This window comes from Halocatena salina (assembly GCF_023115355.1).
Taxonomy (GTDB): domain Archaea; phylum Halobacteriota; class Halobacteria; order Halobacteriales; family Haloarculaceae; genus Halocatena; species Halocatena salina.
In genome coordinates, this window is the sequence record NZ_CP096019.1 from 1,554,035 (window position 1) to 1,567,863 (window position 13,829).

Below are 13,829 nucleotides of genomic sequence, written 5' to 3' on the forward strand. Positions count from 1 at the left end.
GACCAACCACAGCCGCTTTGTCCGTCGCTCCGTGAATAGATGTATGCACGGTTCGATGGAGGGCGATACGGTACACGTTCCGTCCCCCGCCCGCGAGAAGTTTTACGACAGTCGGGGGTACGGCCATCCGCGCGGCGACGCCCTCGCACTCTCGCCCGTCGAGGCGGCTCATCTCCTCTTTCGCGGTGATCTCGAAGCGGTTGACGGGATGGGATTTCGGTCCTTCCTCGCTACGACGGACACACTCGTTCGGTTTCTGGTGTACAAGGATCTCAGAGAGCGGGGGTTCTATCTGTCGCCGGCGCGTGATGGATGGGTCGGATCGGATGCGACTGACGACGTCGATTTCGTGGTTTATCCGCGGGGAAACGGTCCGTGGGATGGTGTCACGGAGTACCGCGTCCGGGTGGTCGGTGAGCGCGAGTCGGTACCGGCGTCATCACTCACGGAGACGCTTGCAGTCGTTGACGAAGAGAGCGAAATCACCTACTTCTCGGTCGACACCCCCGACGTGACCGGTTCGACCGACCACGACCTTCCCGAGGACGTTCCCGGGATGTTGCTCGCTGATCGCGTCGTGCTGTGGGACGCCCCCACGGTGCTCTACGAACGCGCGTTCTACGGCCAACCACTGGATGCACGCGACATGTCGTCCGATTCAGAGCCGTCGATGTCGATCCAGTGTTCGCTCGTTGAGGCGGCCCATCTCGCCGATCGCGGTATCGTTCGGATCGATGCGGGATTAGATGGCATCGTCGATCGTGGGCGAGTCGTCGAGGGTGACCGGTTCGATCGCCGCTGGGCCGTCTACAGTACGCTTCGGGAGCAGGGCGTGGTTCCCAAAACCGGATACAAGTTCGGTGCCGACTTCCGAACGTACGCGAGCATTGAACACATCGACGAACTCGATCACTCCGAACAGCTCATCAGGGTGGTCTCTCGGAATCACGCCTTCTCACCGCGTGACCTCGCGCTCGACGGCCGGTTGGCTCACGGCGTCCGCAAACGAATGGTTTTTGCGCTGACCGACGCGACAGGCGCAATAGACTGGCGGTCGATCCGTCGACTCACACCATGAGCGAGCACGATCACGACTCCGAACGGGACACCGACGAACGAACGACCGAGATGGACTCCGGAACGGCTGAAGCAGACGATCTCACGCTTGACCCGTGGGGATCGGCAACCGTTGAAGACTACCAGCAACTCTTTTCGGAGTTCGGTATCGAATCGTTCGAGTCGGTGCTGCCCGACGTTTCCAGCCCTCATTATCTGATGCGACGGGGCGTCATCTTCGGCCACCGGGAGTACGATCGGGTGCTCGACGGGTTAGCGACGGGGGAGGCGGCCGTCCTGTCGGGATTCATGCCGACCGGTGAGCCACACATCGGTCACAAGCTCGTCTTCGATGAGATCATCTGGCACCAACGGCAGGGGGCCGACGCCTACGGATTGATCGCGGATCTCGAAGCTCATTCCGCTCGGGGACTCGACTGGGACGAGATCGATCAGCACGCCCGTGATTACTTGCTTTCACTGCTCGCGCTCGGATTCGATCCCGAGGAGGGGACGCTGTACCGCCAATCGGAGAACCGTGCCGTACAGGATCTCGCCTTCGAATTGGGGATCGAAACGAACGCCTCGGAGCTACAGGCGATTTATGGCTTCGATGGAGAGACCGACGTCTCTCACATGCAGAGCGTCGTCACCCAGATGGCGGACATCCTCTATCCCCAACTCGAGGAGCCGAAACCGACGGTGATCCCCGTGGGTCCCGATCAGGATCCACACGTTCGGCTCGCGCGCGATCTCGCGGCTCGGATGCGGTCGTTCAAGGTTACCAAGGCGTACGCGAGCTTCGAGGCCGATTCCGAGGAGCGTGAACTCATCGAGGCGGCCTACGAGGCGCTCGGTGGTGGGGATACGAAGGAGCCGATCCGGTGTGTGGAGGCCGCCGACTGGATCGCCGACCACCGCGACGCACCCGATCTCGAAGAAAGCCTCCGGGCGGCAGGCAAAGAACCGATTCGACCCCGCGTTCGGTTTCTCGATCGGAACGCCAGCGACGATGCGTTCACGGCGCTCATCAACGCGATTGACGGCGAAAAGCGTGTGTATGAGGGTCACATCGACGCGTTCGAGTACTCCCGCGAGGCGGCTACCGAGCTGGCCCGCGAGATCGAGATCGAACACGACGGCTACGGCTTCTATCCGCCCTCCTCGATCTACCACCGGTTTATGACCGGTTTGACCGGCGGCAAGATGTCATCCTCGGTTCCTGCGAGCCACATCAGCCTGCTCGACGATCCCGAAGACGGGTACGATAAAGTCAACGCCGCAACCACAGCAGGACGAGAAACCGCCGAACTCCACCGGAAACTCGGCGGCGAGGCCGATGAGTGTCCCGTATACGAGCTGTACGCCTACCTGCTCGCTGGTGACGACGACGATCTAGCCAAAACGGTGTATGATGAGTGTGTCAACGGCGAGCGCCTCTGTGGTGATTGTAAGGAACAAGCCGCACAGCTGATGAAAGCGTTCCTCGAAGACCACCAAGAGAAACGCGAGGAAGCCGAGGAACTGCTCGAATCGCTGGACGTAGCGGTAGACGTGTAGGTGTCGACGAACGGGTGATGCAATCCCAACTACATATTTGCATCGTTATGATGGATCGGAGCGACGCTGACGGTCGGTTTAGAGTGGTATGTCGCCGTTGCGCTCGCGTTCGGCGGTCACTCGAACGGATTCATAAGCTGAGACGAACGCTCTGTGAGCCATCCTTTCGATAGTTGGCTGACTTGGGTGAGATGCCCAGACATGCACGACCAAACGATACGGAACCGAATCGTGGAAAAAACGCTCTTGGACGGCCTCATCATCGGTAGCAACAAGACTACCATCGACAGCGCTGTCGACAAATACCTGCCCTCACACGAGCAGGACGGGGCAAGACCCTCATCAACGAGATGCTCAAAAACGCGTCCTCCCCGATCGAAGGCTACGGCGGGGGCGGACGCAATAACATCCGCCTCGTGAGCGTCGAACGAGCGGTTGGATACTTGAAGGATAATGACGGAAACATCCCCTTCGGGTATAACTGACTAAGGCCGCGCGGTTCTTACTTTTTTATTCGTATCTCCCTCACGAGTAGCGGTAACGCATTCGTGGGGTAACACAACAAGGTTAAACGTTCGTCGGTGAGATACCCGTATACACGTATGAGCACTGCAACAGAGATCGTCATTGGTACCGTCGGTGGCTCCGCATTGGCCGCGCTCGCAATCATCGCGGTCGTTGCCGTGTGAGTGGGATGTTCACCGCTCGTGATCTCTCCGAACCGCTCACGACCGTCCGAGACGAGCATGCGCCAGAGGCGCTCGTCGTCGACACGACCGACTTTCAGACGCTGCCCTCCACGCAAGCCGAGGAACTCGGCCTTCTCGTCGACGCGCTCGACCCGGTCGCTCATCCCGACGACTGGTTGCCTTCGGACTGTCCCGAGCAGCTCCGCGCGTACGTTGGCCCTGACTTCACGATCGGTCTCCCCGGCGACGGCGGCGTGACGTGGACCACACAGACGACGCCGCCCACGGTGTTCGTCAAAAACCGGATGGAGGGATCACCAGATTCGTTCGTGGACTTTCTCATCGCGGAGGCGTTGGTGCAGGCCGGGCTCGGCGTTCCCGAGCAGTTCACCGGGTTTTTCCGCTCGGAGTATTCCACGTTAGACACCGTAACGCCGCTCTCACCGGCCGACACGTATCAGCTGGCGACTGCCCTGTACGCGGCGTACCTCGGACTCCACACCCGACCGATCTTTGAAGCGTGGGCGGAGACCATCCCGGCACTTCACGCCGCGTGGCGCGATGCTGGTGAGCGGCTCACCCCTCGGCTATCCGGGCTGACATCGGAGGTCGCAACGGGCGAAACCAGCTTCGCTGCGGCCGCAGAGCTCGCTTGCAACGCATTGAAACACGGGTGTGATCTCCCGACGCCGTTCGGTGCGCTCGATACGGCAGCTTACCGGGAAAGCGGTCCCGAATACGCCATCGTGTGGGCTAGAAAGACCTTCGAGGAGCTTCCTGACTGATCCACATCAGGACCTCGTTTCCCCTTCGTTCCTCGTTGGTGAGTGCTGCACGCTTCCTGAAAAGTTAATAGTGCCCCGGCTGGGTACGATATTATGGATTATCGCCTCGCCATCGAGAACGCACCTGAGACCGTTCCAGCCGGAACCTGTCTCATGCTTCTCCACACCAGTACCGGAGAGACCGATCGACTCGACACTGATTTCTTCAAAACCGACACCGATCACCTGTTCATCCTTTCGACGCGAACGACCGCGCGCGAGGTCAAACAGAAACTCGATCATTACGACGTCGATGCGTCGAAAGCCGTCATCCTCGATACCCTGTCGATCGAACGGGGCTACTCCCGGCGGTCGAGCAGCAACGTTCGGTACGTTCCTTCTCCGGAAGATCTCGACGGCATGATCGACGCCATTCGGACGTTCTTCGAAACCCACGATGGGAAACTGCGCATCAGCATCGACTCCGTCACCGAGATGGCGTACTACGCCGACGAGGAGCGCACCCGCGAAGCAGTCGAGCAGATCGTGGATCTCATCGACACCCACGACGCTGTCGGTCTCTTCCACGTCGCCCGCGCGGTCCACTCCCAAGACGTACTTGATGGGTACAGAGAGCTGTTCGATGGAATCATCGATCTCCACGGTGACGGCACCGTGAGCTGCGAGTTCTAAAACCACTTTTTTCCGCTCGGGTGAGCTTCGCTCACCCTCGCGCAAAAAACGTGGGGAAAAAAGGCCGCGAGCTTCGCTGGCGGTGCTGCGTCTTGCCCGCTCCGCCGCCGCACAGCTCCGCTTCCGCGAGTGCATCGCTTGCGACGGTGATCTCTCGGTGCTGTGTGGTCTGATCGACGGACAGAAGATCTAAGTTAATGACATACTGGTAATACCTACTGTTGATGTCTTAATATCGTCCTAAGAGTATCTACTGTTGAAAAGAATATTATATTATAAAACTGTTCTATTGATGGGTTGGGTGAAGATGTACTGAATAGAGGGTGGGTGTCTGGCGCGGTGGCTCATTTGAATCGTTCAATCACATCGTTTAATATCTATTTGCATGAATATAGAATTCTGAAATATATTATCGTACGAACTCAACGTCCAAATGCTTATTTAATCAGTTTCAGAATAGCAGATAATGACATCTGAGGGAGTTATCGCATCAGACGCTACTAAGAATGATTTTCATGATCAACACCCTAATGGGTTTAGCGCGATCTCGGTAGCGATCGCTATTGAAGATCAAGATGAATTCAACGAAGCCTATTTTGAGATAATAAAAGATAAAATAGATAAGTACGGGATAAAATCTCCGACACCGATAATCAAAGATAAACTCATCAATAGATATGTGTCTCTATGGAAGCAAGAAAAAGCAAGGGAAGATATTGTACTGAATCTTCTATCCATAGATGCTTTAGACACGATCTACGTGACAGAAACATATTTTCAACCTTTCTGGGTGGAATTATATGGGGATGAGGATAATGAGTTTCGGAGGGTGATATCACATGACTTTGTTGAAAACATATTATTCCAATATTATGATATTATATCGATATGGAAATACTTTGAACGATACAGCAGTAGCGGTTCAGCATACACTAGGGTCCTTACGGACGACTTTTCGGGACGCGTATGTAGAGCATATGAAGAGGTTGGTGACTACTGTGACAGATTCGATGCGATACCATATGGTGACATGACTTATCCTGCCCTTTCGATGGCCGATTTGGTCACCGGATTGTTAAAACAAGAGGTCTATCCACTACGAAGAAAAGAAATTCAAGAATATATACAAGATGATACCCCTGCCTACGTGGAAACTGAAAGCGTTCGCCAAGACGACCTAGATAAAATTGTACCTTATAAGACGGATGATGTCCGAACTGATTTACTCAGACCAGACCCGACAGTTCATTTCTATACAGGGAATGGGCTATCTAAAGACAGGCTGAAAACGTTAGATCTGTTTGATTATGGGTGTCTATACGCCCAACAACACTCTGGATGTGTAAAGCTATTTGACGAATCGAATGATCGCAACCATTTATCAGGTGATGATTTGATTATTTGTCTTGACAACTCATCAGACTCGTTTGCTGATTATGAAGAATTGAACTCTAAGTATTCAGCGCAAGTTCTTGATCGAACAGAGGCTTTAGAATACTTATCCAGTGAGGTTCCTCCTGAATTAGTTCTGTAAACAGCGTAACAACTACAAAGAACATTAGTACAGGGTCTCCGGCGGGAGACCCAAGGAATTAGCCTTTTCTCAAAGACTCTGTCGTCAAGTATGGGTTTACCTGCATAAAAATTTTGTGTTTAAGCCACCCAGCTACTATCGACCAAGTAGGTCAGACATCAATCTTGTTAGTCAGCGAGGATTCCGACAAGACCAGTTGTCAGTGCGACACGATATTATTCATTTCATCAGTACCTTTATGTGTGATGGCGGAGGCAACGATAAACGAGAACGCCGGTGTGCGCCGCGGGGCGTGTGCGTTCGTCTTGAACGCGCCGGGTGTCCATACCACCCGACGCTGGGTTCTCACGACAGAGAAACCCATGATTGGGAACGCAACAGAGACATGTAACGGTGTCGAATCGTATCAGAAAAACAAACAGCGCCAGCGCTGTCGGAACTGTGGGCGGCCGGTTCAGTCGCGGTACGCGCATCGGATGGGGTGTCCACTGCTGGAGGGCCGCCGATGACGTTACCGGTGTTTCAGTTCTGGGATCGGCTGGGCGAGTCGGTGAACCTCTCAACAGTGGAGGATCGAGGGACAATCTCGAAAGCGGAATTGTACCACATCGTGGACGTGGGGCAAGGCGTCTGGTGCAGACCGTGTCGGAGTACGGGCTGTGCGCACGCCACGCAGATCGAGGGGATACTAGCGACGGCCGGACTTGGCCGGTCACGGACGGAGTACGACGACTTGCCCGGGATTGCGAACGTCACGCGCTACGACGCGGCAAAGGAGTTGGTCGTCACCGGGTGGTTCGAGAACGGCGGTCGGGTGCGCTACCACGAGCAGCGTGATGGCACCGTTGCCCAGTCGGTGTACACACCCGAAAGCGATCGAGAGCCAGCCGAGGTAACCGAACAACCCGAGGCGAAGAGTGCCCCAGCCGCGTTGGTCACGGCGCTGGCGGAATACTGTCACTATCGCCAGCGTGGGGATCTCGATGGACTACGGGCCTGTTACCCCGACGTAGCACGCGTCGTTGGCGAGCCGCCCGTCGTCCACGCCGACGACTGAGAACACAAAGGCGACGGAGCGGTGCGTTGCGGAGGCGGGGCGGGCAGGTCACTCTCCGCGAGCGAAGCTCGCGGCTTTTTTTAGTCCAGGTTTTTTGCGCGAGGGTGAGCTTCGCTCACCCGAGCGTAAAAAAAGTGGGGGTTCAGCAAACAGGCTTAGGGTTCACACCCATCGATTCGAGTTGATCGGTGTACTCCTCGTAGGCGGTTTGGATCGCGCCCGAGGCAGCTTCACGCGCCTGCTCCCGCTCCTCGTCGGTCTCACAGTACGCCTCCACGAGTGTGCTCGCCCGGTCGAGTTGTTCTTCGAGATCCGATTTCAGTTCTCGGAACGTCCCCGCAGTCTGGGGATCGGCTTGCCCGACGAAAAACGCGGTCACCTGCTCTTTGGATTTCTCCGCAGCGATCGTCCGCCCGACGAAGGCACCGATCCGTTCGACCGTCTCCTCTCGATCGCGGAGATACGACTGGATCGCCGGAACGGTCTCTTCGGGAGCGTGATCGTCGTCGGGGCTGTCGAGCAGTCCGGCGACCGTCTCATAATGATCTTGCTCTTCGCTCGCGCTCTCGGCGAACGTCTCGGCGGCCGTTCCGCTTTCCTCGTCGCCCCACGACGCGAACGTCTCCATCGCAGCGTGTTCGGCCGTCGCAACCGCCCGGAGCACCGCCTCCGGTTCGAGTTCGCCCTCGGTGTCGGCGTACAACGCCTTCGAGGAACCCAGCCGCGACAGCGCGGTTTTGTTTCGATCTCGGACAGTCTCGATAAACTCCGAACCTGTCATACGTCTCTCTACTTGGGCGGGTTGCTTGTACCCTCTGGCACAGCGGTGTTCGACCAACGTCGTCGGAAGTCAGTCTTTTGATGGCGGCCGTCGTTTTTCACTCCGACATGAACCGTCCGCTCAGTGCCGTCGCCGGTGGAGTTGCCGGCACGGCCATCTTGTCGTTGCTGATGATCTTGACCGAGGTGCAGACACGGAGCCAGATCCGGATCTTCGACGTGATCGCCCGGTTCGTCGGACTGCCTGGACACGTCGTCATCGGATTCGTGCTGTTTGTGGCTGCTGGCGTGTTCGCGTGGCCCCTGTTGTTCGTCGCGCTGGAGCCGTACATCCCAGGCGGTCCCGATCCCGCTCAACGGGGGATCGTGCTCGCGGTCGCGCTCTGGATCGTGTTCGTCATCACCGGCCGCGGATCGATCGGCTGGCCGCTCGTGATCGTGTACGCCGGACTGACCCTGATAGCGCATCTCGCATACGGGTTCACCCTCGGCGCGGTGTACACCTATTTCCGGGACTCCACGTAGTGTATCCGACAGCACACCGTTCCGTGTCGTTCGGTGCCCAATCCACTACCGTCCCTGTGATGTATAATAACACGAAAAATCAACAATAACACCGATACCACCCACCTATTTCTATCGTGGAGACGTATCCTCCGCCACTGATTTCACCACATATGTTACCGACAGTTCCTTTCTCGGGCCTCGTACTCGTCGGTGGACTGCTACTTGCTGTCGCTGTGGCGTTCACCCTTCGGAACGGGTGGCCGCCGACGCTTGCACTCCCGGACGGAGGGCATTTTGTCGGTGGTGAGGCAGCCGAACAGATGGAGACCGAGAAGCCCAGCGGGCTATTCCGGTGGTTCACCACGGTCGATCACAAGGACATCGGAATCTTGTACATCGTGTTTGCGACGGCGACTGCCCTCTGGGGTGGGACTGACGCGATGATGATCCGAACGGAGCTGTTGACGCCGACGGCTGGACCGTGGGATCCGGTAACGTACAATGCCCTGTTTACCACTCACGGATTGACGATGCTGCTGTTTTTCGTTACACCGGCCTTTTTCGGTATCGGGAACTACTTCCTCCCGCTGTTGCTCGGGGCCGACGATATGGCCTATCCCCGGATCAACGCGATCGCGTTCTGGGTCCTGCCGCCGGCGTATCTGCTCGTCCGCGCGGGACTCATCACTGAGGTGATAGCGAAAGCGTTCGCAGCCATTAACATCCAACTCACGTCGTTGTTCGCCCTGACACCACCGGCAACGGGCTGGACGATGTACACGCCGCTGACAGCGGAGATGGTGAATCCACAGATCGATCTGATGTTGCTTGGATTGCATCTGAGCGGCATCGCCACCACCCTCGGAGCGATCAATTTCCTCGTCACGATCTTCACCGGTCGCGCGGAAGACGTCACCTGGGCCAGACTCGACATCTTCTCGTGGACGATGCTCACGACCAGCGGTCTCGTCCTGTTCGCGTTTCCGCTGTTGGGCAGCGCGTTGATCATGCTGCTGTTGGATCGGAACTTCGGGACGACGTTTTTCGCTGTCGACGGCGGTGGGCCGTTACTGTGGCAACACCTGTTTTGGTTCTTCGGCCATCCTGAGGTGTACATCCTCGTGTTACCGGCGTTCGGACTGGTGAGTCTCATCCTCCCGAAGTTCTCGGGCCGGAAGCTGTTCGGTTTCAAGTTTATCGTCTACTCGACGCTGGCTATCGGCGTGCTTTCCTTTGGTGTGTGGGCACACCACATGTTCACGACAGGGATCGACCCTCGTGTCCGACTGAGTTTCATGGCGGTGTCGTTGGCGATCGCCATTCCGAGCGCCGTGAAAACGTTCAACTGGATGACGACGATGTGGGACGGCCACGTCCGACTCACCGCGCCGATGTTGTTCTGTGTCGCCGGTGTTGGGATGTTCATCATCGGCGGCGTGACTGGGGTGTTTCTCGCGTCGATCCCGGTCGATATGCTCGTTCACGACACCTACTACGTGGTCGGTCATTTCCACTTCATCGTGATGGGGATTATCACGTTCGCCGCCTTCTCTGCGAGCTACTACTGGTATCCCATCCTTACCGGCCGGATGTACGATACGCTGCTGGCGAAAGTCCACGCCTGGCTCAGTATCGTCGGGGTCATAGCCACGTTCGGGCCGATGCTCATCTTCGGGATGGATGGGTTGCCCCGTCGATACGCGACATATCCCTCGAAGTTCGTCGAACTTCAACAAGTCTCCTCTATCGGTGCGTTCATCCTGTTCACTGGCGTCATCTTTTGGCTGTACAACATGATCCAGTCCTATCGCATCGGTCCTGTCGTGTTGGACGCTGACGTCTGGAACCTCAAACCGATCGATCAGTTCACACCCGAATGGCAGTGGTTCGAGCAACGACTCGAAGAGCGCAGACAGAGGTTCCGAGAAGAGTAGTCACGACGATCGTCTCTCCGTCCGCTTTATTTTGCCAACAGTGACGTAAAACGGAATTGTTTCCGTTCGTCGATACGTTCCGTTTTGCATGTCATCGACGATCGACCGACCCATCTCTCGCCACGAGGACCGGAACGTGTCGTATTCGTCCGGACCCATGCCACCGGCGAGTAAGGTTTCGCGTTGTTGTGCGATCCGCGATCCGGTCGCTTTTCGCTTTGCGGCTTCGACCGCGCGTCGGTCGTACGGTGGTTCGATCGTTCGGACGTGGTCGTATCGTCGCGTGTGGATATCGGTCACTTCTCGGTCCGGTCGGCCGTGGCTCCGGAGGAGTTCGGGAACGGTTCCGAGCGTGACGTCGGTGTTCACCCCTTGGATGTAGTGCGTGCGTGCCCGGGTAGCCAGTTCGCGTTCGAGGGGGACCGTCGATTCGACGGTGACAGCGCTGTTGTCCGGTTCGATCGCGGCCACGAGGTCCGTCGAACACCGAACGAACTCGGCGATTGCGCGGCTCGGATCTGGAAGATTGATCAACAGCGCCTGACAGACCACGAGATCGGCGATTCCCGATTCGAACGGGAGATCGGTCGCATCAGCGCGCACCGTCGGAACGGTCGTCTCTTCGAGGAGCTGGCGGTCTCGGTCGACGCCGACGACCGTTCCATCCGTTTCCTCCGACAGCACTGCTGACAGCTCGCCCGTTCCACACCCCACATCGAGGATCAGCTCTCGGTCTTCGAGTTCGAGCGGAGCGAGCGCTGCTCGGGAGTGGTCCCACATGCCGCGTCTCGTCTCCTCAAGGTAGTCGGCGGAAAAGCGGCGCACGATCTTAGGTCCTGAGTTCTTTGACCCGGTCGATGTTCCATTCGAAACCCTTCCCGTTCTCGGTTGGGGTTTCGAGCACCAACGGCACGGAGCGAAGCTCCGGATGATTGACGATCGCCGTCATTCCCTCCACACCGATCCGTCCCTCGCCGATGTGGGCGTGTTCGTCCTTGTTCGTGCCACACCCGTGTTTCGAATCGTTGAGGTGGATACACCGCAGGTGTTCGAGTCCGATGACGTCATCGAACGTCGCGACGGTCTCGTTCACGCCGTCTTCGGTCGATAGGTCGTATCCCGCTGCGAACGCGTGGGCCGTATCCAGACAGACATCCAGATCCTGTTTCGAGCGGTCGAGAACGGTTGCGAGGTGTTCGAACTCTCCACCCAGCTTCGTTCCACTGCCTGCATCGCTCTCGATGAGCACCGTCACGTCGTCGGGAATGTTTAGCTCATCGAGCGCGCTCACAGCGTTGGTGAGTCCGTTTTCGACGCCAGCCCCAGTGTGAGCTCCCAGATGCACGTTCACGTACTCGATATCGAGCGTCTGTGCCGCATCGATCTCTCGCTGTAAACTGTCGATCGACTTCGCGCGGAGATCCGCTTTGGGCGTGCACAGATTCACGAGATACGAGGTGTGAATGACCCACGGTCCCGCGAGCTGTTCGGCGGTCCCGTTTTGGAACTGGGTCGCCTCTTCCGCTCCGATGTTCGGATCTTGCCACACCTGTGGCGAGTGAGTGAAGATCTGTCCGCAGTTACCGCCGACGTCGAGTTGGTTCGTTACCGCGTTGTCGACGCCGCCAGCGATAGAGACATGTGCTCCAATTCGTGCCATGTTCGTGCTTTCAGGCCGGTGAGGATAGGGCTTTGGAGTTCGGGAATCCTACGCGATGGGGTCCTCACCGGTACGGTTCCACGCTTTGGCACCGAACTTTTCGGTGGCAATCTCTTCGGCTCGTTCCAGCTCTTGGTCGGTCCACGTTCCCACTTCGGCGTCGGCCCACTTCTGGAGCGCGTCTTCGAGTGCTCGCACCGCCTCCCCTCGAGAGACGTCGCTGTGCTCGTCGATCGCAGTGATACGGTCCGTGATCCGATCGAGCGAAACGTCCGGATCGGTAAAACACGCGCGGGTGCGTTCGGGTGTCGCGTGATAGGTGAGCGATCCATGTTGGATCACGCTGTCACGTCGTCGGTACTGGGCGTTGCCACTGAGTTTACCACCCTCGTAGATGATGTCGTGTGCCGGATGGATATCCCTGAGATAACAGGCTGGCTCGTGGAGTGCATCGGCGCTTTCGTGAGCGAAATCGGCGGCTACACCCATCGCAGCGCAACCATCGAGCAGTGGTTGGCAGAGCCGCTCGTAGCTCGCCATCAGATCACCCGGAAGTTCAGCAGCCGGTGCGATGATCGAATAGGAAATGTCGCCGTGCTCGTCGTGGTAGATCGCTCCGCCACCGGTCGGTCGACGGGTGACCGTGATCCCTTCTCGTTCACAAAACGCCCAATCGATGTCTTCAGGTCGTTGGTGATAACCCAACGAAAGCGTGGATGGCTGCCATCGATACACCCGAACCGTTCGTGGACCACCGTCGGCGGCCGTTTCTGCTGCTACTACATCGAGCGCCATACACAGCGGCCCGGGCAATGATTCTTCACGGACTAACCGCCACTCCCGTTCGGTGCGGTCGACATCGGTCATACCGGCCCTTCGGAGGGTACCGACAAAAGAGCGACCGTTCATAGTAAACGATTACTCGTTTACCAACGTACGTTCGGTCTGAGTATCAGGTAACCCCGGTTCCTCCCGATCGACTCGGTGTTCGACGACGAACGGGGACGTTCCGCCGTTATTGTTCGCTATCTCGGGCTGTTCCCCGACGCGCTCGGAGTGGTTCTGATAGGCCGATGTGGTCGCTACTGTGATGAAATACGCCCCCATATCGTTGCTCGTGGGTGTTTCGTACCCGAGCTCTTTAGCGATCTGACTCCACCAGATATCGATCACGATGTAGTGTGATTCTTCTTCGTCTTCGTACACGAGACGGGCCATATCGTTGGCGATCAGTCCGTCGAGGTTCGCCAAGAGTTCCTCGTCGTCGCGTAACAGCTGTTGGACGTCCTCGTTCGTGAAGTCGAACCCCAGTTCGTTGTTGTCCACCTCCGTTTCGTGGGTCGCACCACGAGACACGAACGAGACACCGTACCGTCCCACTACGATCGCTAGTCCAGCGACGAGCACGAGTCCGAGTATCCCGCTGATGGTTCCTACCTGAAGTAAGACACCGTCCCGCCCTATCATTGATTCGTATTTTACTGCAGTTGGTTTCCATATATATACGTTATTATCTCACCGATATTCATAGTTACAAACGGAATATGCTCTATTCCATTCTCCTCTCTGATGATCGAGAGGCGTGTGGCATCACG

At 57.2% G+C, this 13,829-nt stretch carries 14 protein-coding genes; 9 read left to right on the plus strand and 5 right to left on the minus strand.

The window, feature by feature from the left end; translation table 11 throughout:
• Positions 1 to 43: 43 nt before the first annotated feature.
• The 7 genes from endA (at position 44) to MW046_RS08000 (ending at position 7,353) form a co-directional block, all read left to right on the plus strand.
• Positions 44 to 1,078 carry a tRNA-intron lyase gene (endA, locus tag MW046_RS07970; protein WP_247992588.1) on the plus strand — a complete coding sequence of 345 codons (1,035 nt, stop codon included), beginning with the start codon at positions 44 to 46 and terminating at the stop codon, positions 1,076 to 1,078.
• Entirely contained in the window at positions 1,075 to 2,616 is a 1,542-nt protein-coding gene (locus tag MW046_RS07975; RefSeq protein WP_247992589.1) for a tryptophan--tRNA ligase, read from the plus strand. Before endA ends, MW046_RS07975 begins: the two co-directional genes overlap by 4 nt.
• A gap of 694 nt (positions 2,617 to 3,310) precedes the next feature.
• The gene (locus MW046_RS07980) at positions 3,311 to 4,090 is read left to right on the plus strand and encodes a DUF7089 family protein (protein WP_247994746.1); all 780 of its coding nucleotides are present in this window, start codon (positions 3,311 to 3,313) and stop codon (positions 4,088 to 4,090) included.
• 93 nt (positions 4,091 to 4,183) lie between these two features.
• Positions 4,184 to 4,762, plus strand: coding sequence for a DUF7090 family protein (locus MW046_RS07985; RefSeq protein WP_247992590.1), 579 nt, complete (start codon positions 4,184 to 4,186; stop codon positions 4,760 to 4,762).
• Positions 4,763 to 5,228: 466 nt separating this feature from the next.
• Positions 5,229 to 6,296 carry a DUF8203 domain-containing protein gene (locus MW046_RS07990; protein ID WP_247992591.1) on the plus strand — a complete coding sequence of 356 codons (1,068 nt, stop codon included), beginning with the start codon at positions 5,229 to 5,231 and terminating at the stop codon, positions 6,294 to 6,296.
• A gap of 245 nt (positions 6,297 to 6,541) precedes the next feature.
• Entirely contained in the window at positions 6,542 to 6,805 is a 264-nt protein-coding gene (locus tag MW046_RS07995) for a hypothetical protein (protein WP_247992592.1), read from the plus strand.
• Entirely contained in the window at positions 6,802 to 7,353 is a 552-nt protein-coding gene (locus MW046_RS08000; RefSeq protein WP_247992593.1) for a hypothetical protein, read from the plus strand. The genes MW046_RS07995 and MW046_RS08000 overlap by 4 nt, the downstream gene beginning before the upstream one ends.
• A 142-nt stretch (positions 7,354 to 7,495) precedes the next feature.
• Here MW046_RS08000 and MW046_RS08005 read toward each other — a convergent pair whose 3' ends face one another.
• On the minus strand, positions 7,496 to 8,134 hold the full coding sequence (locus tag MW046_RS08005; protein ID WP_247992594.1) for a rubrerythrin family protein: 639 nt from the start codon (positions 8,132 to 8,134) through the stop codon (positions 7,496 to 7,498).
• A 107-nt stretch (positions 8,135 to 8,241) separates the two neighbouring features.
• Between MW046_RS08005 and MW046_RS08010 the strand changes: the two genes are divergently transcribed.
• On the plus strand, positions 8,242 to 8,658 hold the full coding sequence (locus tag MW046_RS08010; protein WP_247992595.1) for a DUF6789 family protein: 417 nt from the start codon (positions 8,242 to 8,244) through the stop codon (positions 8,656 to 8,658).
• A 152-nt stretch (positions 8,659 to 8,810) separates the two neighbouring features.
• Entirely contained in the window at positions 8,811 to 10,574 is a 1,764-nt protein-coding gene (locus MW046_RS08015) for a cbb3-type cytochrome c oxidase subunit I (protein ID WP_368411319.1), read from the plus strand.
• On the opposite strand, the gene MW046_RS08020 is transcribed toward MW046_RS08015, so the two are convergent.
• Genes MW046_RS08020 through MW046_RS08035 form a run of 4 tightly spaced genes read right to left on the minus strand, consistent with a single transcriptional unit; the run spans position 10,575 to position 13,701 of the window.
• Positions 10,575 to 11,399 carry a class I SAM-dependent methyltransferase gene (locus tag MW046_RS08020; protein ID WP_247992596.1) on the minus strand — a complete coding sequence of 275 codons (825 nt, stop codon included), beginning with the start codon at positions 11,397 to 11,399 and terminating at the stop codon, positions 10,575 to 10,577.
• Positions 11,400 to 11,403: 4 nt separating this feature from the next.
• Positions 11,404 to 12,234 carry a deoxyribonuclease IV gene (locus MW046_RS08025; protein ID WP_247992597.1) on the minus strand — a complete coding sequence of 277 codons (831 nt, stop codon included), beginning with the start codon at positions 12,232 to 12,234 and terminating at the stop codon, positions 11,404 to 11,406.
• A gap of 48 nt (positions 12,235 to 12,282) precedes the next feature.
• Complete coding sequence (locus tag MW046_RS08030) at positions 12,283 to 13,101, minus strand: lipoate--protein ligase family protein (RefSeq protein ID WP_247992598.1); 819 nt, start codon at positions 13,099 to 13,101, stop codon at positions 12,283 to 12,285.
• A gap of 51 nt (positions 13,102 to 13,152) precedes the next feature.
• Positions 13,153 to 13,701: a hypothetical protein gene (locus tag MW046_RS08035; RefSeq protein ID WP_247992599.1), complete on the minus strand. Its 549-nt coding sequence runs from the start codon at positions 13,699 to 13,701 to the stop codon at positions 13,153 to 13,155.
• Positions 13,702 to 13,829: the final 128 nt, after the last annotated feature.

Bases quoted from the DNA above. Each gene is read 5' to 3' on its own strand.
- endA (WP_247992588.1), top strand. From the start codon at position 44: ATGCACGGTTCGATGGAGGGCGATACGGTACACGTTCCGTCCCCCGCC.
- MW046_RS07975 (WP_247992589.1), top strand. From the start codon at position 1,075: ATGAGCGAGCACGATCACGACTCCGAACGGGACACCGACGAACGAACG.
- MW046_RS07980 (WP_247994746.1), top strand. From the start codon at position 3,311: ATGTTCACCGCTCGTGATCTCTCCGAACCGCTCACGACCGTCCGAGAC.
- MW046_RS07985 (WP_247992590.1), top strand. From the start codon at position 4,184: ATGGATTATCGCCTCGCCATCGAGAACGCACCTGAGACCGTTCCAGCC.
- MW046_RS07990 (WP_247992591.1), top strand. From the start codon at position 5,229: ATGACATCTGAGGGAGTTATCGCATCAGACGCTACTAAGAATGATTTT.
- MW046_RS07995 (WP_247992592.1), top strand. From the start codon at position 6,542: ATGGCGGAGGCAACGATAAACGAGAACGCCGGTGTGCGCCGCGGGGCG.
- MW046_RS08000 (WP_247992593.1), top strand. From the start codon at position 6,802: ATGACGTTACCGGTGTTTCAGTTCTGGGATCGGCTGGGCGAGTCGGTG.
- MW046_RS08005 (WP_247992594.1), bottom strand. From the start codon at position 8,134: ATGACAGGTTCGGAGTTTATCGAGACTGTCCGAGATCGAAACAAAACC.
- MW046_RS08010 (WP_247992595.1), top strand. From the start codon at position 8,242: ATGAACCGTCCGCTCAGTGCCGTCGCCGGTGGAGTTGCCGGCACGGCC.
- MW046_RS08015 (WP_368411319.1), top strand. From the start codon at position 8,811: ATGTTACCGACAGTTCCTTTCTCGGGCCTCGTACTCGTCGGTGGACTG.
- MW046_RS08025 (WP_247992597.1), bottom strand. From the start codon at position 12,234: ATGGCACGAATTGGAGCACATGTCTCTATCGCTGGCGGCGTCGACAAC.
- MW046_RS08030 (WP_247992598.1), bottom strand. From the start codon at position 13,101: ATGACCGATGTCGACCGCACCGAACGGGAGTGGCGGTTAGTCCGTGAA.
- MW046_RS08035 (WP_247992599.1), bottom strand. From the start codon at position 13,701: ATGATAGGGCGGGACGGTGTCTTACTTCAGGTAGGAACCATCAGCGGG.